Origin of the sequence: Neobacillus drentensis (assembly GCF_036962125.1) — a bacterium.
GTDB lineage: Bacteria > Bacillota > Bacilli > Bacillales > Cytobacillaceae > Neobacillus > Neobacillus drentensis_B.
Map to the genome: position 1 here is coordinate 13,982 of NZ_JBALOA010000026.1, position 21,633 is coordinate 35,614.

22 protein-coding genes are annotated in these 21,633 nt (G+C 40.7%); 1 reads left to right on the top strand and 21 read right to left on the bottom strand.

The window, feature by feature from the left end; genetic code table 11:
• Positions 1 to 109: 109 nt before the first annotated feature.
• From V7121_RS20035 to V7121_RS20125, 20 genes are all read right to left on the bottom strand, one after another.
• A complete protein-coding gene (locus V7121_RS20035; protein WP_335547577.1) occupies positions 110 to 1,435 on the bottom strand; it encodes a Na+/H+ antiporter NhaC family protein in 1,326 nt (441 codons plus the stop codon).
• A 120-nt stretch (positions 1,436 to 1,555) separates the two neighbouring features.
• Complete coding sequence (abc-f, locus tag V7121_RS20040; RefSeq protein ID WP_335547579.1) at positions 1,556 to 3,427, bottom strand: ribosomal protection-like ABC-F family protein; 1,872 nt, start codon at positions 3,425 to 3,427, stop codon at positions 1,556 to 1,558.
• A 161-nt stretch (positions 3,428 to 3,588) separates the two neighbouring features.
• Positions 3,589 to 3,723 (bottom strand): RAxF-45 family protein, encoded by a 135-nt coding sequence (locus tag V7121_RS24975; RefSeq protein WP_335503027.1) that lies wholly within the window; start codon positions 3,721 to 3,723, stop codon positions 3,589 to 3,591.
• A 221-nt stretch (positions 3,724 to 3,944) separates the two neighbouring features.
• Positions 3,945 to 4,358, bottom strand: coding sequence for a hypothetical protein (locus V7121_RS20045; protein ID WP_335547580.1), 414 nt, complete (start codon positions 4,356 to 4,358; stop codon positions 3,945 to 3,947).
• A 46-nt stretch (positions 4,359 to 4,404) separates the two neighbouring features.
• Entirely contained in the window at positions 4,405 to 5,835 is a 1,431-nt protein-coding gene (locus tag V7121_RS20050; protein WP_335503021.1) for a S1C family serine protease, read from the bottom strand.
• A gap of 138 nt (positions 5,836 to 5,973) precedes the next feature.
• Entirely contained in the window at positions 5,974 to 7,392 is a 1,419-nt protein-coding gene (locus tag V7121_RS20055) for a HAMP domain-containing sensor histidine kinase (RefSeq protein WP_335503019.1), read from the bottom strand.
• Complete coding sequence (locus V7121_RS20060; protein ID WP_335503017.1) at positions 7,364 to 8,065, bottom strand: response regulator transcription factor; 702 nt, start codon at positions 8,063 to 8,065, stop codon at positions 7,364 to 7,366. Before V7121_RS20060 ends, V7121_RS20055 begins: the two co-directional genes overlap by 29 nt.
• A 182-nt stretch (positions 8,066 to 8,247) precedes the next feature.
• Complete coding sequence (locus tag V7121_RS20065; protein WP_335503086.1) at positions 8,248 to 9,246, bottom strand: phosphotriesterase family protein; 999 nt, start codon at positions 9,244 to 9,246, stop codon at positions 8,248 to 8,250.
• Between the two features lie 81 nt (positions 9,247 to 9,327).
• Positions 9,328 to 10,302 (bottom strand): quinone oxidoreductase family protein, encoded by a 975-nt coding sequence (locus tag V7121_RS20070; RefSeq protein ID WP_335503014.1) that lies wholly within the window; start codon positions 10,300 to 10,302, stop codon positions 9,328 to 9,330.
• A 12-nt stretch (positions 10,303 to 10,314) separates the two neighbouring features.
• Complete coding sequence (locus V7121_RS20075; RefSeq protein ID WP_335503083.1) at positions 10,315 to 11,094, bottom strand: enoyl-CoA hydratase/isomerase family protein; 780 nt, start codon at positions 11,092 to 11,094, stop codon at positions 10,315 to 10,317.
• A gap of 37 nt (positions 11,095 to 11,131) precedes the next feature.
• Positions 11,132 to 11,902, bottom strand: a complete 771-nt coding sequence (locus V7121_RS20080; RefSeq protein ID WP_335547582.1) for an SDR family NAD(P)-dependent oxidoreductase — start codon at positions 11,900 to 11,902, stop codon at positions 11,132 to 11,134.
• Between the two features lie 14 nt (positions 11,903 to 11,916).
• A complete protein-coding gene (locus tag V7121_RS20085) occupies positions 11,917 to 12,654 on the bottom strand; it encodes a 2-phosphosulfolactate phosphatase (protein WP_335547583.1) in 738 nt (245 codons plus the stop codon).
• Between the two features lie 17 nt (positions 12,655 to 12,671).
• Positions 12,672 to 13,748, bottom strand: a complete 1,077-nt coding sequence (locus V7121_RS20090) for a phosphotransferase family protein (protein WP_335547585.1) — start codon at positions 13,746 to 13,748, stop codon at positions 12,672 to 12,674.
• 103 nt (positions 13,749 to 13,851) lie between these two features.
• Positions 13,852 to 14,418, bottom strand: coding sequence for a TetR/AcrR family transcriptional regulator (locus V7121_RS20095; protein WP_335503004.1), 567 nt, complete (start codon positions 14,416 to 14,418; stop codon positions 13,852 to 13,854).
• A gap of 121 nt (positions 14,419 to 14,539) precedes the next feature.
• Positions 14,540 to 16,153: a long-chain-fatty-acid--CoA ligase gene (locus V7121_RS20100; protein WP_335547587.1), complete on the bottom strand. Its 1,614-nt coding sequence runs from the start codon at positions 16,151 to 16,153 to the stop codon at positions 14,540 to 14,542.
• A gap of 41 nt (positions 16,154 to 16,194) precedes the next feature.
• Positions 16,195 to 16,947, bottom strand: a complete 753-nt coding sequence (locus V7121_RS20105) for an SDR family NAD(P)-dependent oxidoreductase (protein WP_335547589.1) — start codon at positions 16,945 to 16,947, stop codon at positions 16,195 to 16,197.
• A 33-nt stretch (positions 16,948 to 16,980) separates the two neighbouring features.
• Positions 16,981 to 18,189 carry an acyl-CoA dehydrogenase family protein gene (locus V7121_RS20110; RefSeq protein WP_335502995.1) on the bottom strand — a complete coding sequence of 403 codons (1,209 nt, stop codon included), beginning with the start codon at positions 18,187 to 18,189 and terminating at the stop codon, positions 16,981 to 16,983.
• A gap of 125 nt (positions 18,190 to 18,314) precedes the next feature.
• Positions 18,315 to 18,512 carry a hypothetical protein gene (locus V7121_RS20115; RefSeq protein ID WP_335502991.1) on the bottom strand — a complete coding sequence of 66 codons (198 nt, stop codon included), beginning with the start codon at positions 18,510 to 18,512 and terminating at the stop codon, positions 18,315 to 18,317.
• A 161-nt stretch (positions 18,513 to 18,673) separates the two neighbouring features.
• Positions 18,674 to 19,651 carry an alpha/beta hydrolase gene (locus V7121_RS20120; RefSeq protein WP_335502988.1) on the bottom strand — a complete coding sequence of 326 codons (978 nt, stop codon included), beginning with the start codon at positions 19,649 to 19,651 and terminating at the stop codon, positions 18,674 to 18,676.
• A gap of 12 nt (positions 19,652 to 19,663) precedes the next feature.
• Entirely contained in the window at positions 19,664 to 20,209 is a 546-nt protein-coding gene (locus V7121_RS20125; RefSeq protein WP_335502986.1) for a helix-turn-helix domain-containing protein, read from the bottom strand.
• A gap of 174 nt (positions 20,210 to 20,383) precedes the next feature.
• On the opposite strand from V7121_RS20125, the gene V7121_RS20130 reads away from it, so the two are divergent.
• Positions 20,384 to 21,265 carry a VanW family protein gene (locus tag V7121_RS20130; RefSeq protein WP_335502982.1) on the top strand — a complete coding sequence of 294 codons (882 nt, stop codon included), beginning with the start codon at positions 20,384 to 20,386 and terminating at the stop codon, positions 21,263 to 21,265.
• Between the two features lie 28 nt (positions 21,266 to 21,293).
• Here V7121_RS20130 and V7121_RS20135 read toward each other — a convergent pair whose 3' ends face one another.
• Positions 21,294 to 21,560 carry a hypothetical protein gene (locus V7121_RS20135; protein ID WP_335502979.1) on the bottom strand — a complete coding sequence of 89 codons (267 nt, stop codon included), beginning with the start codon at positions 21,558 to 21,560 and terminating at the stop codon, positions 21,294 to 21,296.
• Positions 21,561 to 21,633 lie beyond the last annotated feature (73 nt).

Below are 21,633 nucleotides of genomic sequence, written 5' to 3' on the forward strand. Positions count from 1 at the left end.
ATCATCCCTTGTCCAATTTCTCTTATTACCACATATATGAAAGAGGACCAGCCTTCATTCTAAGCGATTTTCGCTAAACCAAAAAAGGAGCCCGTATAGGACTCCGTTGTTAAGCAATCGCTTTTTGATATTTTTTAGTTTTTCTTGCCTGCTTCACCACCGATAGCAATATCGTTAATATAGGCAAAATCCATAAAAATAGCGCATAAGGCATATAATTGAGGAGCGGTATTCCAACAATAGTACTGCACATGATCGCCAGGACACTCCACGGCACAACCCCCGGAAATAGCATGGTTGTATCGCCCATTACTCGAGCCAACTCTTCTTTTCCATATTTACTAGACCAATGCGGTAAAAAAGACCTACCTGTGAGAATTATAGGCAGGGTTTGATTCGCTGCGATTAAGGTAATTAAAAAGGTAGCTGCCAGCGTTTTAAGGGTGTCCCCTGTCAGTGAACGAGAAGATTGTAACCATTTATCTAAATATGGCTGAATGACATTCATTTCTTCTAATAGGCCATTATATGCACCTGCTAATGCTAAAAACAATAGCAATTCGTACATATGAAGGAACCCACCCCCAAGACCGTCGATGCCATTCCATAACGAGAAAATGAGATTCGTTATCGATATTCCGCTAAAAAGGGCAATTCCTGCCGCTGATACAATACTAGTTAAAAAGGCGTAAACAATACTAATCCTAAACAGGACAAACGTAATTAAGATCATTGGCGGGATGAATTTAATGACAGAAAGTTCATGCCAATTTAAATGCTGCTGTTTAGATACAATGGAATGAGCGTGGAGAAAGTCAACTATTCCATAAAAGCCGAAGCATAAAATAATCGCCGCCACTGTTGTGAACAGCATCGCCCTCCATTGTCTTTGCACCGGCAATTCAACTGTATGGGATAAAAGTTGATGGGCGCTGGAAAACGGCGAGGTTCTGTCCCCAACAAATGCTCCTGAAACTAAAGCACCGGCGACGATTTCTACTGGAAGCTTCAGCACAATAGCCGTTCCAATGATTGGTATACCTATCGCGCTTAATGTCCCGACCGTCGTACCAAGTAGCATCGAGAAGAGCATGGCGCAAAGGAAGGATAGGACAAGAAAGTGATGTGGTGTAATAAAATGCAGAGCCATTTTCACCATTTGCTGTATGGTACCTGCTAAATACCAAGATGGCAGCAAAAAGCTCACTAAAAATAAGATTAAGATTACGATTCTCGTTTTGTTCACACCGATTATACTAATATGTAAAATTTGTTTCCATGACTTCTCTTTTTTCCTTGATAATAGTACTAGGATGAGGTAGCCAGGGAAAAATCCTACCACAAGCGGATGATGAAAAATAACCGACCAGACAACCCCTGTTAATGTAACCGATAGCAGGAGTAAGACTTGCCTTAATGAAAAATTAACAACCATAAGAACCCATCCTTCTTTATAAAACATCACTTTATTATACGGGTAAGTTCTGTTTCCGAAAAGAATAAATATAACAAATAGAGCCGCAATTAGGCGGCTCCATTCTTGGAGAATTATTTCTTAAATAATTTCCTCAAGCTGTTGGTAGAGACGGTCACGCCTTTTTTCCCGCAACTCCAATTCATGATAGATTTTTTGCAGCAATTCGAGCTCACTCTCTTCTCCCAGCCTTTGTTTCAGGTCTAGGATTTCAGCTTCAATTTGCTCAATTCTTTCCTCCAGCTCGTCTGACTTATCCTCCTCCACCCTTGATACTTTCGGGATGGGAGTTTTGGTTACCACAGGTTTTTCCGATTGTTTTAGCTCCCTCGTTTCATCCAACTTACTCTTCGCCCACTCATAGTTCCCATTGAAAAAGTGAACCTTCCCATCCTCAATCCAGTAAATTTTCTTAAAAAGTTTATTGAGAAAATAGCGGTCATGGGAGACAGCTAAAATTGTGCCATTAAACTGCTCTAGCGCTTCCTCCAACACCTCACAAGAATCGATATCGAGATGATTAGTCGGTTCATCGAGAATGAGAAGATTGATATCCTGGTACATTAACTGGGCCAATCTAAGTCGCATTCTCTCTCCGCCGCTCAGTTGATTCACTTTCCGGAATACCGCTGGTCCGTAGAATAAAAAGCGAGCTAAAATATGACGAGCCTCGCCTTCATTAACGACCACCTCGGACCGAAATACGTCAATCAGCTGTTGATCACCTATGTCTGTAAATACATGTTGAGACAAATAGCCAACCTTTACATTGCTACCAACTTTGACCACACCTTTATCTGGCCCGATTTCCTTCAGAATCATTTTTAAGAGCGTCGATTTACCGGTGCCATTTTCGCCGACAATCGCCGTTCTGTCCTTATACTGAACCAGCATGTTCACTTGATCAAACAGAGTTTTGCTTCCAAAGCTTTTCGCCACGTCCTCGATAACGATTACATCTTTGCCACTCCGGTCATTGGCTTCGAAATCAATCGCCATTTTTTTGACATCGATCTTTGGTCGCTCCAGTTTTTCAATTCGATCCAGTGCCCTTTGCATATTGGTTGCCCGTTTATGAAGAGCTGCACTTGGTGGATTGGAGCGGTTTGCCCAGTCGCGCAGACGTTTGATCGCTTCTTTCATCTTTTTAATTTTCTTCTGCTGCTCTTGATATTCCTGAAATTCTCTCAAGAGTCGTTCTTCTTTTTCTCTAATATACCCGCTGAAGTTCGTATGGTACAAATCAATTTCTCCATCTTCTATTTCCAGCACTTTTGTGACGACCTCATCTAAAAAGTAGCGATCATGGGAAACGAGAATAATTGTACCGGTATACTCTTTTAGATAGGAGCCCAGCCATTCAATCGCCTTCAAATCTAGATGATTGGTCGGTTCATCGAGTAAAAGTAGTTCTGGATTTTTCAATAAACTCAGGCCCAGCCCAACTTTCGTTTTCTCCCCGCCGCTTAAGGAAGAGAAACTTTTATCAAGAAGAGCGGTTATATTCAACCCATTAGCGATCCTGTCCAATTGGGGATCCATTTCATAGCCGCCATTTAAGATAAACTCATCTTGGAGTTTCCCGTATTGATCGATTAATTTTTGGAGGTCACCTTGAGCTATTTCTTGACCCATTTCAAACTCTAACTGTTGAAGCTTGGTTTCTGTTGCTGTTAATTGTTCAAAAGCGGTCTTTAGTACTTCTCTACCAGTCAGCTCCTTAAAATCTGGAATTTGGGCCAGATAGCCAATTTTAAGACCCTTTTTGCAATGAATAACTCCTTCATCGACCGTTTCCTGGTTTGCGAGCAACTTTAATAACGTCGTTTTGCCGCCGCCGTTGCGGCCGACAAGACCCACTCGGATCCCTTCCTGTACTTCAAACGATAAATCTTTAAAAATATTATTACCGCCAAATGATTTAGCTATATGATTAACACTGCAAATGATCATGTTCATTCTCCTTATTATTTATATTAAGATGAACACCCTCTTACATAAAAAAAGCTGCGGGCATCTTTTACGACCCGCAGCTTTTTTATAATTAGGCATGAAAAAAGAGTGCGAAAAAATGCACTCTCTTACTACCTATTTATGGTGGGTAAAGAGATGTGTTATCGTTCCATATTCATTTTGTAATTTTGAAAAAAGGGCAGACTACTCCCTTTGAAAACTACACCATGAAAAATTGCACGATAAATATTAAGAGCCTCCAACCACAATAGCCGTGCAAAAATAGAACGTTTCATCTCTCTCCACCTCCGTTTCAAATTAGTTACTTTTATTGTAAATATTTCTGTTAGCGATTGCAAGCCTATTTATTCTGATAAATCTAAAGGTTGGGAATTTGATTCGGTCACCTGGAGTACGGATCCCGCCAACACTCGGGTGGATTCCCGCCAAACCAAAAATTATTCCTTTAAACATCTCAAGTATTCCGCCAACTGGTCACTTATTCCCGCCAGCACCCTTAATGTAGGTACTTTTTACGAGCTCCCTGCCTTCTCCGGTAGACAAACTTTCTAAAATCATCGTCCTTAAGATTTCCATCATAAACTAAAAATAGTAACGATTGATATTCAGGGTACTGCTCCATGACGAAAAAGGCGAACTCCTTTCGTTCGCCCTTTTGCATCAATTTAAACTCCTCCTGGCTAATTATTTCGTCAATTTTTTTCTCATAATAGGCTTTCGTATTTTCCCACTTATCCTTGCGTTTCTCTAACACATCCCGGGCATATTCAGGTAATTTTTCAATTACCACATCAATATAGCCTTCAGACCACATTAGCATTTTATCTTTTTCCGGCAGTTCAAAGACCATATTCATCAATTCAAGATCATCAACTGTATCATTTGCAGCAAATTTCCCTACCTTGTTCATCTTTTCACCTCAAGACCATTTTCGAGTGGTCTTATTTTACCTCAAATCACGCACCACTATTATTCGTTATTTTTGCGGTTAACGTTATCTTTTTTCCATCACGGTAGACGCCAAATTTAATGTTATCCCCTGTCTTAACTTTGGAATATAGATATTTTCTTAATTCAGAGGAATTCGCTATCTCCGTTCCATTCATTGAGACAATTACATCCTTCGGCTGGAAACCTGCTTTTGCTGCGGCTGAGTTTGGATCAATTGTCATAACAAGTACACCTTTTCTGTTATTCGGCAGGTTTTGCCAGTACATTTGTGGAACCTGATCCAGATCTTCCAAACCTACTCCAAGATATGGTCTGTCAATTTTCCCATTTTTGATTAATTGATTCACTATCGGAATCAGGTCATTACTAGGAATCGCAAAACCTAACCCTTCCACACCACTCTCAGAAATCTTTAAGCTATTAATTCCAATCACCTGGCCTTGTGGGTTTATTAGCGCACCGCCGCTATTCCCAGGGTTAATGGCCGCATCTGTCTGGATAACATTGGTATCCCAATTTCCCGCTGATGTTGAAATGGCAATGCTTCGGTTCGTCGCACTCACAATCCCTTGGGTAACGGTCCGCGAAAGATCAAGTCCAAGCGGGTTTCCGATCGCATAGACCTGATCACCAGGACGAAGTGTCGAGGAGTCACCAAAATCTGCTGTAGCTGTGACATATTTGGCATCAATTTTTAAAACAGCGAGATCTGTTAAGGCATCGGTACCAACTACCTCAGCTGTGGCTTTTTCACCGTCAAACAAAGATACTTCCAGTTTTGAAGCCCCTTCAACGACATGGTTATTGGTGACAATATAGGCTGTTGTATTATTTTTTTGGAAAATAACCCCCGACCCCGAGCCGCTTTCCACACTTTGCGAAGAGTTAGGATCTCCATAAAAATTATTCTGTTGCTGCTGAAAGTTGACGATTCCGACAATTGTCTTAGAAATTTTCTCGACCGTATCAGCAATCGAATTAGAAGAGGCGGCAGTTGGCTGAGCCACGACTGGTTTAGCCTGCGTGCCTTGCTGTGTGCTAACAGACTCTTGATTCTCCACTTTCGGGAAGTGATCATTTATGTAGTCTGTATACGGCAATATCGCTAATGTTAACACAGACCCAATGACCCCAGCGGCTAGTGTCGAGGCAAACCCTTTGACATTCCGTTTTTTGTTTTCCTTTGTCGAGGACCGTTGCTCGATCACTGGAGGAATTGAATCTTCCATTGATATTTTGGATTCGGTAGATTCTTCTTGTCGCTCACGATTGTCATAGTCGTTGGACTCCACTGTGAAAGTTGCATCAACCGCTTGTGAATTATTTTCCTTCGTATGGCTGAAATTGATAAACTGCTCTTCCGCTTGTGTATTTTCACTCTTCTCAGATGAATGTGGTTGATTTTCTTCGAACTCATGTTCATTTTTAAATTCCATTTCACTCAAACTCCTTTATGCATGATTTATCTTGTCTTTACTTTACCTCGCAAATCTTAACAAATTATTAACAAACTATAACAAGTTTTAGAAATTTTTGTTTTAAGGGAAAAAGCTGCAGGCATAGGCCAGCAGCTTTTATAGTTTAATCACAAATTTTGTCCCCTTACCTGCTTCACTGACTACCTCGATTTCACCATTATGAAGGAGTACCAATTGCTTAACTATCGACAGACCTAATCCAAATTCACCATATGGATTACTGGTCCTCGAAATATCAGCTTTATAAAAACGGCGCCAAATATTTTCGATGTCACCTGGGTCAATTCCAATTCCCGTGTCTTCGACTTCAATAATAGTTGACCCTCCCTCCGTTCTCCCGCGCAGCCAAATCATTCCGTTTGATGTAAACTGGATGCTATTTTTGGTGATGTTAATTAATATTTGAATCAGACGATCGTAATCTGCATTAACCATGACATCTGGTTTAGCTTCAATCACAATTTGATTATTTTTAGCGTCCGCTTGAGGCTGCAGTTGTTCCTGAATAATTTCAAGTAACTCGATGAGTTGAAAATCTTCTCGGTATAACTGGATTTGATTGGAGCGAATTTTATCAAAATCCAAGTTTTCATTAACCAGCCGAATCAGTCTTTTGGCTTCTTGACTGACCAGATTGATGCCGCGTTCTTTATCTTCTTCCGGAATCATGTCATTTTTCAAGCCTTCGATGATGCCGCTAATGGTTGTCAGCGGCGTCCGCATTTCATGCGAAACATCTGATAAAAATTGTCTTCTTCTGTTTTCTAAACTTTCAATTTCCTCCATTGAGGTATTAATTTTATCAACCATATGATTAAAATCGTTCGCTAACTCCCCAATTTCATCAAAATTTGAAGATGAAACGTGAACATGATAATTTCCTGATGAGACAAGGGAGGTTGCTTCGCGGAGCCGTTTAATTCGGTTCACATGAATCCTTGATAAAAACCAACTAAGCAGAAATGAAACAACAAGACCAATAATAATGGCGTACAAAATAAATTGATTGACACGATGAACCATGGCACTTGAGCCGCTAATCGGTGAGGTTAATAGAATGCCCCCAATAAAGGTTCCATTCCTAAGATACGGTAAAACAACAAAGGTAACCCCTTCCTGTCCGAATCTTTTATAATCACTATTCACCACAAGAGTTTGACCTTTTGAAATCCGATCCCAATCTTTGTCAGATAATCCCCCAGGGGCTGGCCCCTGTTTGCCAACAGCGTAAAGTTTTCCATCTTGATCAAACATACTAAAGCTCATTTTCCTTGTTGTTAACACCGAACTATAACGATTAATAATTTGGCCCGCCGCTTGCGGAGTTTCATCAATCTCAGAAATTATCGCCTTTCCGTAGGAGATTAACTCATTAGCTTTATTTTCATAGACCAAATTTTCAACATAATGCGCAAACAATAAACTTAATACTAAAAAAGCAACAATAATGATACTGATATGGCTGAAAAACTGTTGATAAATGTATTTAAACTTCACCTGTTTTGACTGACTCATCAAACTTATACCCTACCCCCCAGACCGTATGGAAGAATGGCTGCGTGGTTGTTTCCACCTTTTTCCTAAGACGTTTAATATGGACATCCACCGTCCGTTCATCCCCGTAAAATTGATATCCCCAAACCCGTTCCAGCAATTGCTCCCTTGAAAACACTTGACGGGGATGTTCCGCCATATAGTAGAGTAAATCAAACTCTTTTGGCGTCAGATTGGTAACCGGCGTTCCGTCGACAATCACTTCGCGTGTATTTTTACTTATTTTAAAATGGTCGGTCTGAAGGAAATCATCGGCTTCCCTAGGCACTTGCGTCTGAAACCGGCGCGTAACCGCCTTAATTCTTGCCATTAAGGTTAAGGGACTGAAGGGCTTTGTCACATAATCATCTGCACCCATTTCAAGCCCAAGCACTTGGTCCGACTCGCTGTCTTTTGCTGTTAACATAATAATTGGAACCGTATACCCTTCTTGCCTAATTTTTCGGCAAATGGTTACTCCGTCCATTCCCGGCAACATCCAGTCTATGATAAGTGCATCCCAGGAGTTTTCCTTAATCCGGTTGTATCCCTGGAGACCATCATTCACAAATTCCCCATCAATGCCTTCTTTGGCAAAAAACATTTCGATCATTGAGCAAACACTTGTATTGTCTTCAATCACTAAAATTTTCAAAATAGATCAGCTCCTACTAATACCTAAAGTGTTCTTTTTATTAAGTTTATCTCAATTTTTAAGCATATCAACCATAAAAGCAATTCTTCCCGACTAATTAATAGTTTGTTCATAGTTTATTAATATTTAAGGATTTACATAAAAAAGGAGGCTTGAATTTTCTTCAAGACCTCCTTTACTAATTAGTTCACTTTAACGGCCGCGCCAGCAAATAATGAGACCGCGTTTAAGCCGAGCATTTTGTCGATTTGTTTTTCGGTGATCCCATTCTCACGCAAAGTTGGTAAGATATTTTCAAAAATATGGGCGGGATGCCAGTTGGCCATAATTTGTGTCACTTGTTCATTCATAACAGGAGGCCTGCCCAGCCAAATATTCACGGAATCATGAGCTAATAAGAGTTGATTTTCATAGCCCTCATCGATTAACTCCATTAATGTGGCAACTCTTTCTTGATCAAAAGGAGCTCCGACCAACACCTGAATGCCGAAGCGGTCAAAACCAATTCTGACGCCTTGGTCCAAGACCTCCTTATGATAGGTGGGATTCGTGTTCCCGCACATATGACCAATTATGATTTTGCTAGGGTCCGCGCCTTGTTCAATGAGCATCCTTGCCTGCTCAGGTCCCATCGTTCCTTCTGATGTATGTGTTAGAATAACAATCCCTGTTTCTTGTTGGACTTTTGCGGCGGCACGAAAGAACATTTTCTCGTATTCAGTAATCTCATCCTTACTTGAAGCGAGTTTAATAATCCCTGGCTTAATTCCAGTCCCAGCAATTCCTTCGGTAATCTCTGTTTTAAACATTTCATAGATTTCCTGTTCAGCCGAACCTAATCCCTGTCTCATTTTGAAATACGGCGGAGCGCCTTCACCCTCATAATAATAACCGGTCGCACAAATAATCTGAAGACCTGTGGCTTCTGAGATTTTCTTAAGGAACAATGGATTCCTGCCACACTCATTTGGTGTCGGGTCGACCACCGTTTGTACTCCATAACTTTGCATGAGCCGGGCTACAGCAATCGCTGCCTCTAGTGATTCTTCTTCAATGAAAGGGCCGAGGGTAACATCGCCTTGATAGCCTGGGTAGCCAAAAATAAAGTGTTCGTGTATAAGTGTTTTCCCTAATTGCTCGACTGGAATTGGACCTGTTACTGTTTCAACTGTTTTCATTATTCGTTCACCCTTTCAAAGTGCTTACTAAAATTTGAAAATAAGTTGCCCAGGTGCACTTTACACAAGTTGATTTCGTTTAAATTACGGCTCTAATATTAATTTCCCTTGCGTTTTCCTTGATTGCAACAGTGTATGGACCTTTGCTGCATCCACTAATGGAAATACCCCGCCGATGGTTAGCTTTAATTTTCCGGCACCGAGGTAGGTAAGTAATTCTACTAAACTTGGCTGAAGAAGTTCCGGCTTTCTCATAATCTGTGGCAGGAAAAAGCCGATTACAGATTGATTTCTTGCCATCAGGGAAGACGGATAGAATTTGCTTTGTTCACCGCTTGCTGCTCCAAATACAACCAAGCGCCCAAACGTAGCAAGACATTTGACGGTTTTATTAAAAACATCCCCGCCGACCATTTCAAGTGCCACATTTACGCCTTTGCCGCCTGTTGCTTCCAAAACTTGCTGTTCCCAATCAGGCTCCGTATAGTTGATCAAAACGTCTGCACCCATTTCTCGAGCTAATGCCAATTTTTCCTCTGAACTGGCTGTAGCAATTACCTTACCCGCTCCAAATAATTTGGCAAGCTGAACCGCAATCGTTCCAACACCACCAGCAGCGGCATGAACGAGGACGCTTTCTCCTTTTTCTAACCGGCCCATAGTTTTTAAAATATGATAGGCACTCAAGCCTTGAAGCGGCAGTGCAACAGCGGTATGAAAATCTAATTGTTCAGGGATGGGAATCAAGGCCCGCTCATCAGCCAATGCATAATCAGCATAACCGCCAGATTCTATTAACGTAACAATTCTAGTTCCAGGTTTCACTTTCGTCACCTGGTCTCCAACAGCAGCGACAACACCTGCGATTTCAGCCCCAGGAATGAAAGGCAGCGGTGTTTTAACAACATACTGCCCCTCTCTCCTCGCGGTGTCGGCATAGTTCACACCAATTGCTTTGATTTCAATTAGTACTTCATGACCGGTTGGGACCGGTTTTTCAATTTCCACTATATTTAAAACTTCAGGGCCGCCATACTCTGTTAATTGAATTGCTTTCATCACTGTCATCTCCTATTTTCCTTTAAATGCTGGTTTCCTTTTTTCCTTAAACGCTGTAATTCCTTCCTTGTGGTCCTCGGTTTGTACCATTAATGTCTGGATCAACCGCTCCTGCTCAAGAATATCCTCAAGGGTAGAGTTAAAAGATTGGTCAATTAATTTCTTTTGTTTTCCAAAGGCTTTGCCAGGCCCATGCGCTAATTTTAACGCAAACTTTGTGGTTTCTTCCTGAAGTTTTTCTACAGGCACTAAATGGTTGATCACACCAAGCTGATAAAGCCGCTCAGCTGCAATGGGCTCGGCCGTAAAAAAGAATTGTTTCGCTAAATGCGGCCCTATTAACCTCGGCAGCAAATAGGAACCGCCGCCATCTGAGATTAATCCAACCTGTGAAAAACTGAGGGCAAACTTACTGTCCTCAGCAGCAACAATTAAGTCACAAGCAAGGGCCAAATTGAATCCGGCTCCCGCGGCGAAACCATGCACGGCAGCAATAATTGGCTTCTCGGTGTCCTTCATTAATAATATAAGTTCATTTAGCTTCCCGATATGCTCGTATACTTGATTAGAATCTGCCTGCCCCATCGTCTTCACGTCACCGCCAGCACTAAAGGAACGACCAGCCCCTGATAAAACAATCACCTGGATATCTTCATCATCTTGTGCGTTCGTAAGCGCATCTTTTAATCCTAAAATCATCTCAGGGCTAAATGCATTTAGGCTTTCTGGACGGTTTAATGTCAAAGATAACACGGGACCTAGTTTTTCAATTAATAAATGGGCTTGGCTCATCTTCATCTTCCTCTCCGTTTATATTTAATAACATTAATTATTTGATTAACCAGCCGCCATCAACCAACAAATCAGAACCGGTCATATAGGAGGCATCATGTGAGGCGGCAAAAGCAATGACACTGGCGATTTCTTCGGGGTTACCCACTCTACGTAAAGCCGTGTTTTTTTGAATGGCTTTGACAAACCGGTCATTTTTTAAACCCGTTTCTGTCAATGGGGTCTCGACAAAGCCAGGCGAAACGGAGTTAACACGAATTTCATAGGGGGCTAATTCCAAAGCAAGTGACCTTGTCAAATTAATCACTCCTGCTTTTGCTGCACTGTAATGCGGGATTTCCGCTCCCGCTTGGTGTCCGGATAATGAGGCCACATTAACAATGGCCCGATTATGCTCCTGGCGCTGTGCCCCTTCAACCATGATTTTCCCAAGCGATTTGGATACGAGAAACACACTTTTCAAATTTATCTCTTGGACATCGTCCCATTCTTGTTCTGACATGTTCAAAATTCTTGAGTTTCTAGATCCCCCAGCATTATTCACCAAAACATGCAAATCACCATAATAGCGCTCAACATACTCGGCTAATTCAGCGACATCCTCTGCATCAGTACAATCTGCAGCGAAAACCTCTGCCAATGGAATTCTACTTTTTTTATTAATTGCTTCAGCTGTTTCTTCGAGCTTTTGCTTCGTTCTGCCCACTACGATTACCTTTGCACCCTCATTAGCCAGGCGAATAGCTGTCGCCCTGCCAATTCCACTTCCAGCACCTGTCACTAAGGCAATGGTTTGTGCAAACCTCATAAAGATCTCCACCTTTAAACAGAATATATTGTTTCGACCACGACTTTTCCATTCTGTAATATCGGGATAATCGACGTTATGCCTTTTGAAGCAGCGATTTTTAAATCCGCTTGCTGGTCATATTTATCAAGGAGGCTTCCAACATAGGAATCTAGTAATATTTTGTAGGCATCTTCTTGTCCCAGGTAAAAATACCACGCCGCTTTCGCCGCATCCGTTAATTCATATTCATTATTTTTCACTAAGCAATCAATTAAATGGCCGGCCCCATAAAAATCTTCTAAACTAGTTTCTCCAGAATTTCCAGAGCAAATAATGAGAATGGTGTGCTCCTCTATTACTTTCTGTATAACGCCAGCCACGGCAGGATTATTGAGCAGCGAGGCAATATAGACTTTATCTGCCGATGATGATTTTCTTAATGCAACGGTGCCGTTTGTCGTCGACAATATTAACGTTTTACCTTTGATGGAGTCGCGGATTAATGTGGGACTAGGATAAACGAACCCATCAATCGGTTTAGCATCTAGTTCTCCAGCTAGAACATATTCACCCTGTTTGAACAGCTTTGCCTGTTCGAGTGCATCGTTGCTGTGTAATACTGGAATTACTTCCTTTGCGCCATCCTTTAAAGCGGATACAATAGTGGTTGTTGCAAGAAGTATATCTAAAACTACCGCTATTTTATTTCCTTCTGCAATTTTATCCTCTTGGATGTCTTCTTTCTTCATAAGAAGATGAATCTTGGTCATTCACACCCAGCTCCCTTTTAATACCTCTCATCGGCGACACTCGCAGCATGCTGTAGTAGATTTTTGACGAAATAATTAAAATTGGCAAAACGAGGGTCTGTTGTTTGCCCTTTTTTATAGCGATAGTAGATTTGTTGGCCAATGACAGCCAGTTTAAAATACGCAAAGGTTAAGTAAAAATTGAAACTAGTAATATCCCGCCCGCTTTTTTTCGCATAAAGATCAATAAATTCCTTCCTTGTGAAAAAACCGTCATGAACAGCGGTAATCGGTGCTTTCCCTAACCCCCTTATCAACAGATCAGAATCGTCATTTTGATTCCAGTAGCCCATTGCCACGCCAAGATCTGCTAGCGGATCGCCGACGGTGGTCATTTCCCAATCAAACAAACCAACCATCTGGGTAAAATCTTCATTAAACATCGCATTGTTGAATTTATAATCGTAATGAATAATGGTCGACTCATGTTTTTGGGGGATATGATTAATTAGCCATTTCTTCAATTGTTCCAGACAAGCAATTTCATCCGTTTGCGCCCGTTCATAGCGCCCAATCCACCCATGAACCTGTCTTTCCATAAACCCGGCCGGCTTACTGATGTGAGCAAGGCCTGTTTGTCTATAGTCTAGTGAATGTAATTCCACAAGCCGGTCAACCATTATTTCCGATAGATTCCGACAAAGGTCATCTGTAACTGAGATTCCATCTGGAAAGGATGTATCAATCACATATCCGTTTTTTCTTTCCATCAAGAAAAAAGGACTGCCAACAATCGATTCATTATTAGAAAATAGTAGTGGCTTTGGAGCAGTTGGAAAAATAGGATGCAAATCTGAGAGAATTTTATATTCTCTCTCCATATCATGAGCTTTTGGTGCTACTGGTCCCAGTGGAGGCCTTCTAAGTACGGCTTCCCAATTCCCCTTTTTTATTTGATACGTCAAATTTGAATGCCCTGCAGAAAATTGTAAGATTTCAAGGGGACCACCTGGCAAATTTTTGATATTTTCTTGTAAAAATTCCCCAAGCGCAGCAAGGTTCAATTCCTCTCCTTTTCGGACAGGAATGGTATCTTTGCTCATTTGATGTGGCATGGAAATCCTCCTCTCATTTTGGAAAATACAATCGATACTGACCGGTTGGTATTTACTGCTTAAAAAGAGAGGGCCTTTTCCACAAAAACCCTCATTCCATTTTTTAATTAACTTGGATTCCCTTTAATATCATTTCAACAAATATCTCGGCCACTTCAATGTCAGATGACTTTCCATCGGGATTAAACCATTGATAACTCCAATTAGTAATACCAAGAATCCCCATTGTTATGATTGGTGCATTTAATTCAGGTCGGAACTCGCCTTTTTCAATGCCTTCACGAATTAACCCTTCAATATTTAGACGGAATTGGTCTCTTTTTTGCGCAATTAATTCAAGGTGCTCGGAACTTAAATTATTCATTTCCCGAAAGAAAATCTTAGCTGCCGGACCTTGGGTAGTGATATTGGTAATGAGCATATAAACATTTGCAGATAATTTTTCCTTATATGATTTCGTAGCATCTGCTACTATTTGTTCCTGATTATTAAGCAATCCATCTATATACCCAAGGTGGATATCCATAAGCAATTCTTCTTTACTTGAAAAGTAGTAGTAGAATGTACCTTTGGTCACACCAAGAGAATCCACAACGTCCTGAATGGATGTTTCAGAAAATCCCTTTTTTTCAAATAATCGGATGCTTTGAGCTGTAATTTTGTCTTTCACATTATGTCCCCGCATTCTCTAAAATGTCTATTGAGAATTATATCATAATCTATAACGCCCCTTTAAGTACAAACGAGGATTTCTGCCTTATTAAAATTAGCAGCATTCACATTTAAAGCTTTTATTTATTTTTTATTTCATCTCTTAAAGCACGGCGTAGTATTTTTCCAACATTTGTTTTAGGTAATTGGTCACGGAATTCCACAATCCGCGGCACCTTATAGGCGGCTAGGTTTTTTCTGCAATATTGGATGATTTCTTCTTCATTAACGGTATTGCCTGGTTTTAATACAATCACTGCTTTAATATCTTCTCCTCTGTACGGATCGGGAATTCCAATGCATACCGCCTCTTGGACGGCTGGATGCTCGTAAAGGATTTCTTCTATATCACGTGGATAAACATTAAATCCACTCGCAATGATTAAATCCTTTTTACGGTCAACGATATATAAATAACCCTCTTCATCTACTTTGGCAATATCGCCTGTGAATAACCAGCCGTCACGGAGGGTATGAGCCGTTTCTTCTGGCATATTCCAATAGCCCTTCATAATCTGCGGTCCCTTAATAATGACCTCTCCTAGTTCTCCCACTGGAACATCTTCTGTTCCAGTGGCTAAGTCGACAATCTTATACTCAGTGGAAGGGACTCCAATCCCTACACTGCCTGGTTTCCGCTCTGCAAAAGGCGGATTACAATGGGTTGTTGGTGATGCCTCAGACAATCCATACCCTTCTAAGATTTTTGAACCGGTCTTCTTTTCAAAGCTGCGCAGCAGTTCAAGCGGCATTGGCGCACTGCCGCTATTACACGTTTTAATGCTGTTAATCCCGTATTCTTCAGCCCGTGGATGGCTCGTAATTGCCACATACATCGTAGGAACACCAGGGAAAACCGTTGGCTGTTCATTTTTGATCGTATTTAACACTTCCTCTAAATCAAAGCGAGGGAGCATGATGGATTCTGAGGCTGTATAAATCGATAGGTTCATACAGGAACTCATTCCAAATACATGGAAGAGAGGAATAACCGTTAAATATCGCTCTTTGCCTATTTCCATTTCTTCCTTAAAGAACTCGTAGCACTGAATGACATTGGCTAAAACATTTCGGTGAGTCAGCATTGCTCCTTTAGACCTTCCAGTCGTGCCGCCCGTGTATTGGAGGACGGCCACATCATGTTCGGGTACCAAGGCAACAGGGAGCACATTTCCGGTGCTTTCAGCTAAGAAGCTCTCAAAGGTTCTGTCTGGAGCAAAATCGTTTCCTGATGGCTGGAGGCTGACAACGATGATATTTTTCAACTTGGTCTGTGCTTGCACACTTTTCACCCTTGGATAAAGGGCATCAAGGACAACAATGGTTTCTGCTCCTGAATCCTTAAGGATATATTCAAGCTCTCGTTCGACCGACATTGGGTTCACTTGGGTCACAATCGCTCCAGCTGTTAGAATTCCATAATAGGAAATGACATACTGCGGGCAGTTCGGCAGCATAACTGCCACTCGGTCACCTTTTTGAACCTGATTTCGCTGCAAAGCTGAAGTAAAGGTCCGAACTAGCAAGTTTAATTGCTGGTAAGTAAATTTCCTTCCATAGAAAGAGAGAGCACTATTATCAGGATATTTTTCCGCGGTCTCCTCAAGGATTTGTCCTAACGGCTTATTTGGAATCGTAACATTTGATTCGATGCTCTCCGGATAATAGGCTAGCCAGACTTGCTTTCCACTCATTGAGTTTCCTCCCAAAATGTTTTATTAACAAAGGCGATTGCCTAAAAGGTTAAGCCGCCACCGTCGACAGACAGAGTGGTACCTGTAATAAACGAGGCTTCGTCGGATGCTAAAAATAATACAGCATTGGCCACCTCTTCTGGTGTCCCAATCCGCCCAAGCGCATTTGCACGTGAGATTATTGGCCATTTTCGTTCATTCTGCTTCCAATGGTCAATAATCGGGGTATCGATCACTCCCGGTGCAATCGCATTGACCCTGATATTATACTTTCCATATTCGAGTGCAGCATTTTGTGTCAGCATGACAACCCCTGCCTTTGATGCATTGTACGCTGACACATATTTCTGTCCCTTTAAGCCGAGCAGACTGGAAGTGTTAATGATCGCTCCGCCTCCTGCTTTAATTAATTCAGGGATGGCGTATTTTATTCCAAGGAAAACCCCTTTTAGATTAATGTCAATCACCCGATCCCATTCCTCTTCAGCCAAATCTACACTTCGTACCTCGGAATTCCCCACACCCGCATTATTGAATAAAATATGTAAGGCGCCAAAAGTGCTGGTTGTGGTGTTAATTAACGCTTTAATTTGGTCTGAATCAATTACATCTGTCCTGACAAATATTGCATCTCCACCCACTTCTTTTATTAGACGAACTGTTTCTTCTCCAATGGCGGAGTCAATATCAGCTACAGCAACCTTTGCCCCTTCTTTGGCAAAGCGGATGGCGGTCGAGCGGCCAATCCCGCCGCCTCCGCCAGTAATAATCGCTGTTTTTCCTAGTAATCTCATAAATTCTTCCAACCCTTCTTCATGTCTAAAAGTCTATTGATATTTCCTCAATTCAAGCTTTGCCACCTGTGCACGATGTACTTCATCAGGCCCATCGGCTAATCTCAACGTTCTTGCATTTGCCCACTGGGCCGCAAGTGTAAAATCGTTCGAGACACCCGCAGCACCGAAAGCTTGAATAGCGCGATCAAGGACACGTAATGCCATGGACGGGGCGACCACTTTAATCATCGCAATCTCTGCTTTCGCTTCTTTATTGCCAACGGTATCCATCATATAGGCTGCTTTTAAAGTTAGCAGCCTCGCTTGTTCAATTTCAATCCTCGAATCGGCAATCCATTCTCCAATTACCCCTTGCCGTGCTAATGTTTTACCGAAGGCTGTCCGGCTTTGAACACGCTTACACAATTCCTCTAAAGCTCGTTCTGCTGCGCCTATTAATCTCATACAATGATGGATTCTGCCCGGACCTAGTCTGCCTTGAGCAATCGCGAACCCTTTCCCTTCTCCCCAGAGAATATTTTCAACGGGGACGCGAACATTTTCATAGGTGATTTCTCCGTGTCCATGAGGGGCATGGTCATAACCGAAGACTGGGAGCATTCGTTCAATTTTAACTCCAGGAGAATCCAAAGGAACAAGAATCATCGATTGCTGCTCATGCCTGTTTGCAGACGGATCTGTTTTCCCCATCACTATGGCTATCTTACATCGTGGATCTCCCGCACCTGATGACCACCACTTTCGGCCATTAATAATATACTCATCGCCGACTCTTTCAATCCTCGCTTCAATATTCGTCGCATCTGCAGACGCAACAGCGGGCTCTGTCATTGAAAAACAAGAACGAATCTCGCCTGCTAGCAATGGTTTTAACCATTGTTCTTTATGTTTATCTGTTCCATAGCGTACGATAACCTCCATATTTCCAGTGTCAGGAGCACCGCAATTAAACACCTCAGGACCGATTAACGATCGTCCCATGATTTCACATAAAGGGGCATATTCTTGATTAGTTAATCCAGCCCCATATTCACTCTCTGGTAAGAATAAATTCCAGAGACCTTCCGCTTTTGCCTTTACTTTCAGTTCCTCCATAATTGGCGGGACTGCACTCCAACGGCTTTCTTGTTCGTTTAATTGCTGCTCGTAAATACGCTCATTAGGATAGACATTCGCCTCCATAAAAGCAGTTAATTTTTCCTGCAACTCTTTCACTCTTTGAGAATATGAAAAATCCAACATTTCCACTCCCTTTCTCATACTAACCAGTTGGTATGTTATAAACATAATTATACCTGTAAATAACAAATATTCAAATTAAATTCTAAATATTCTATTAAATTTAGTGTATGATTAGGTGGCAGTTAAAACCTTTTTGTAAAAGATCTCTTCTGTTTGTTCATGACTTCATGAGATTTTTCAATAATATCGGTGAGTACATCCCCTTTATAAATTCTGCCTAGCTTTAATCCTTGCTGGTAATATTCGACAATTTCATCCAATAACTTCGATGTTTCTTTGGTAATCCTAACGTTTAATTGAATTCTTTCGTTTTCAGACATGATAAACACTCCTATTAGTTCATTAGCAAGCTGCTAGCACTTTTCTATTCTATTGTTATCATCTATAAATATACTATATTTCAACAAGTTTTTCAGTAAAAAACAATAGAACCATCAATTTGATGGTCCAAAATAGCTAGTTTATTATCTATTTCAATTCTTTAGATGATTACTGCCTCTTCTGTAGAAATGCTGTTGAAATGTTCTTGCAGCCAATGTTTAAGCAATTTTTCTAGTTCTGGATGAATAGGCAAGGATGATTCAGCAATAATATCTTTTTTTACAGAAAATATTGTTGAGGTTTTTGTAATATACTTACAGGAATGACCCATATTCTCCACTACATGAAATTGCGCATCCCCTTTTACATATAAAGGCAGGTCTTTGAGTACCTCAGGATTTGCTTGATAATCTCGTGCCCCTGTGATTGCAAGGACCGGACAAGTAACTTTGGCTAAATCTTCTCTTACATTATAAAGAAAATGCTCCCGCATCCACTTTGCGTTTGTTTTAATTAGATTAACTTTGGTTACATCCTTTGATGAGCTCATAACTTTATCAATATATTTTTGCGCTTGTTTTTCTACTTTGTTATGGGCACCCAATAAGCGTAGCAAATTCCCTTGAAAACCCTTGGCATGGATTATATCTTCCTTGGCAAGATCTCTCTGCCTTTTCAGCGCTTCACTTAATCTTTCCACGGCACCTGAAAGTAAGATCAAACCACCAAGGTCCTCTCTTGCAGCTACTGCTGTCCCTATCATACAGCCTTCACTATGGCCTAGGACAATTACTTTTTCAGCGTACACTTCAGGAAGGCTTTTTAAAAAATGAACAGCTGCTTGCGCATCATCAACTAAGTCCCAGAGTCCTGTTGTTAAAAAATCCCCTTCACTTGCTGCAACCCCCCGTTTATCATAACGTAAATTAATAAAACCTAACGAGGTTAAATAGTCAGCAATCTGCTGATAAAGCTTTAAATCAAGCTTCTTATTGACTTTTCCATTCCGGTCTAATTTGCCTGAACCAGCAATAATAAGAATAGCTGGTGTCTTTTCCTTCCTGTTCTCTGGAAAAGATAATGTCCCCTTTAATGCTACTTTGCTTTCGATTGTTACTTCCTTCTCCCAAGAATTCATCTCTGTATCCCCCTATTGTTCATTCTTTTTTTCAGGTATCATAATAGTGGCAACTGTCCTTCTTCTCCTGCCCTCTTTGGGTTCATTTTTTAGTACTTTTAAATAAATAGATGAAAGCTCGTTAATAAAATCTGCGTACTCTTCTTCACTAAAGAAGAGCGATGTCTGCCTGAACGAGACACCGTCGGCAACTAAGTCGATACTTTCTTGTTCTAAGTAGCGTTCGTATTCACCCATCAAATTGGCCATAAATTTAATAAAAAGGCTCATATGGTCTTCCTTTGAAAACTTTTTTAGGTCTTCAGGGCTAATCGAGGCTTTGCTCGGATTATGTATGGAATATACTTTTTCGACTGTACCTCGATTTGGAATCTCATCGACAATATGAATGACTCCCGACTCAACTAATTTTTTTAGATTACGGTACATGGATGCCTGCGGGATATCTGGAAGCAATTCTTTTAATTGTTGTGCAGTAAGCTTCTGATTAATTAGATATTGGATAATTCTCATTCGAACAGGGTGTAAAATAACGTCAACTGCTGTTTCATTAGTCATATTTAATTCTCCTGGTTTTTATTATCATTATCAATAATGATAATAATGTATTTTTAGATATTTGTAAAGTGAAAAATGGAAATGAATGTTTTTATTATTTAGCAAGTTAAATTGCTTTGTATTACATGAAATAACAAATTTCTACCAATATTATTATCAGGGAGGATGTAAGATATGTTTTTACCTTTAATATTGGGATTTATCCTAACGTACCAACAGGGAATACCACCTGATCATTTAACGATTACGAAGGATGGCCATACCATAACCACTATAAAACGTGAGGATTTTACCCTTCCTCAACCGGGGCCGCCCTTAATAAATACTAATAAGTACAATAAGTTTTTAGATAACTTAGATAAGCAATTTTCAAATTCACCTATAAATGCAAGCTTGGATCAAAATGGTATGATTCAATCAGAACAAACAGGAACTCGAATTCATCGACAGGCATTTACGGAACAATTTTATGCTTATCTATTTAGTTCTAGAAAAGCAAAATTAGAATTACCTTTCCTTACTGTATATCCAAAGGTGGATAGTGAGTTGCTAAGTGATATACGCAGCATGAGAATCGGGCGTTATGTTACTTCTTATAATCCACGAAATAAAAAAAGATCAAACAATATTCAACTAGCAGCCACTGCGATTAATAATCATGTTGTTTTTCCTGGTGAAACATTTTCTTTTAACAGAGTTGTCGGTAAGCGGACGGCTGCGAAGGGATACTTGCGTGCTCCAGTTATTGTTAAAGGAGAGTTCTCTGAAGACATTGGCGGCGGTATATGTCAGGTTTCCTCCACCCTTTATAATGCCGTCGACAATGCAGGAATGAAGATTGTTGAACGTTTTTCTCATTCAAGAAAGGTCCCCTATATACCACCTGGCCGGGATGCGACTGTAAGTTGGTACGGGCCTGACTTTGAGTTTAAAAATAATTATAATCAACCTATTTTAATTAGAGCTAGGACCTTAGGCCATTTGTTAATCATTAAAATTTACTCTTCCGAAAATATTAATTACATACCCAAGAAGATTCCTGCTCCTAGGTATTAAAAAGTCCGCAACAAAGTGCGGACTTTTTTTAATGTTTCTTATTCAAGGCACTCATCAATAGTTCTTCTGAAAATTCGGTTATGGCAGCGTTATCCATTAGATTAAGGTTTGTTTTCGGTGTAAAATTTCTCAATACATTTTGAAAAGGAAGTGCAAGGTCCTTACGTTTTCCCTTTGTCACTCCAAAAACAGCAGCACTTAAACCAATGCCTAATAGAGATGCCCACATAGCTCCTCTACTTTTTCGTTTTCTTGCAAACATTTTGAAAAACGGCTGAACTTTTATATTTTTCATCGAAAGCACTCCTTCAATTTGAAATGGAAAGGAATTACCCTTCCACTTCCTTAATTTGCTCGTTTTGACGGAG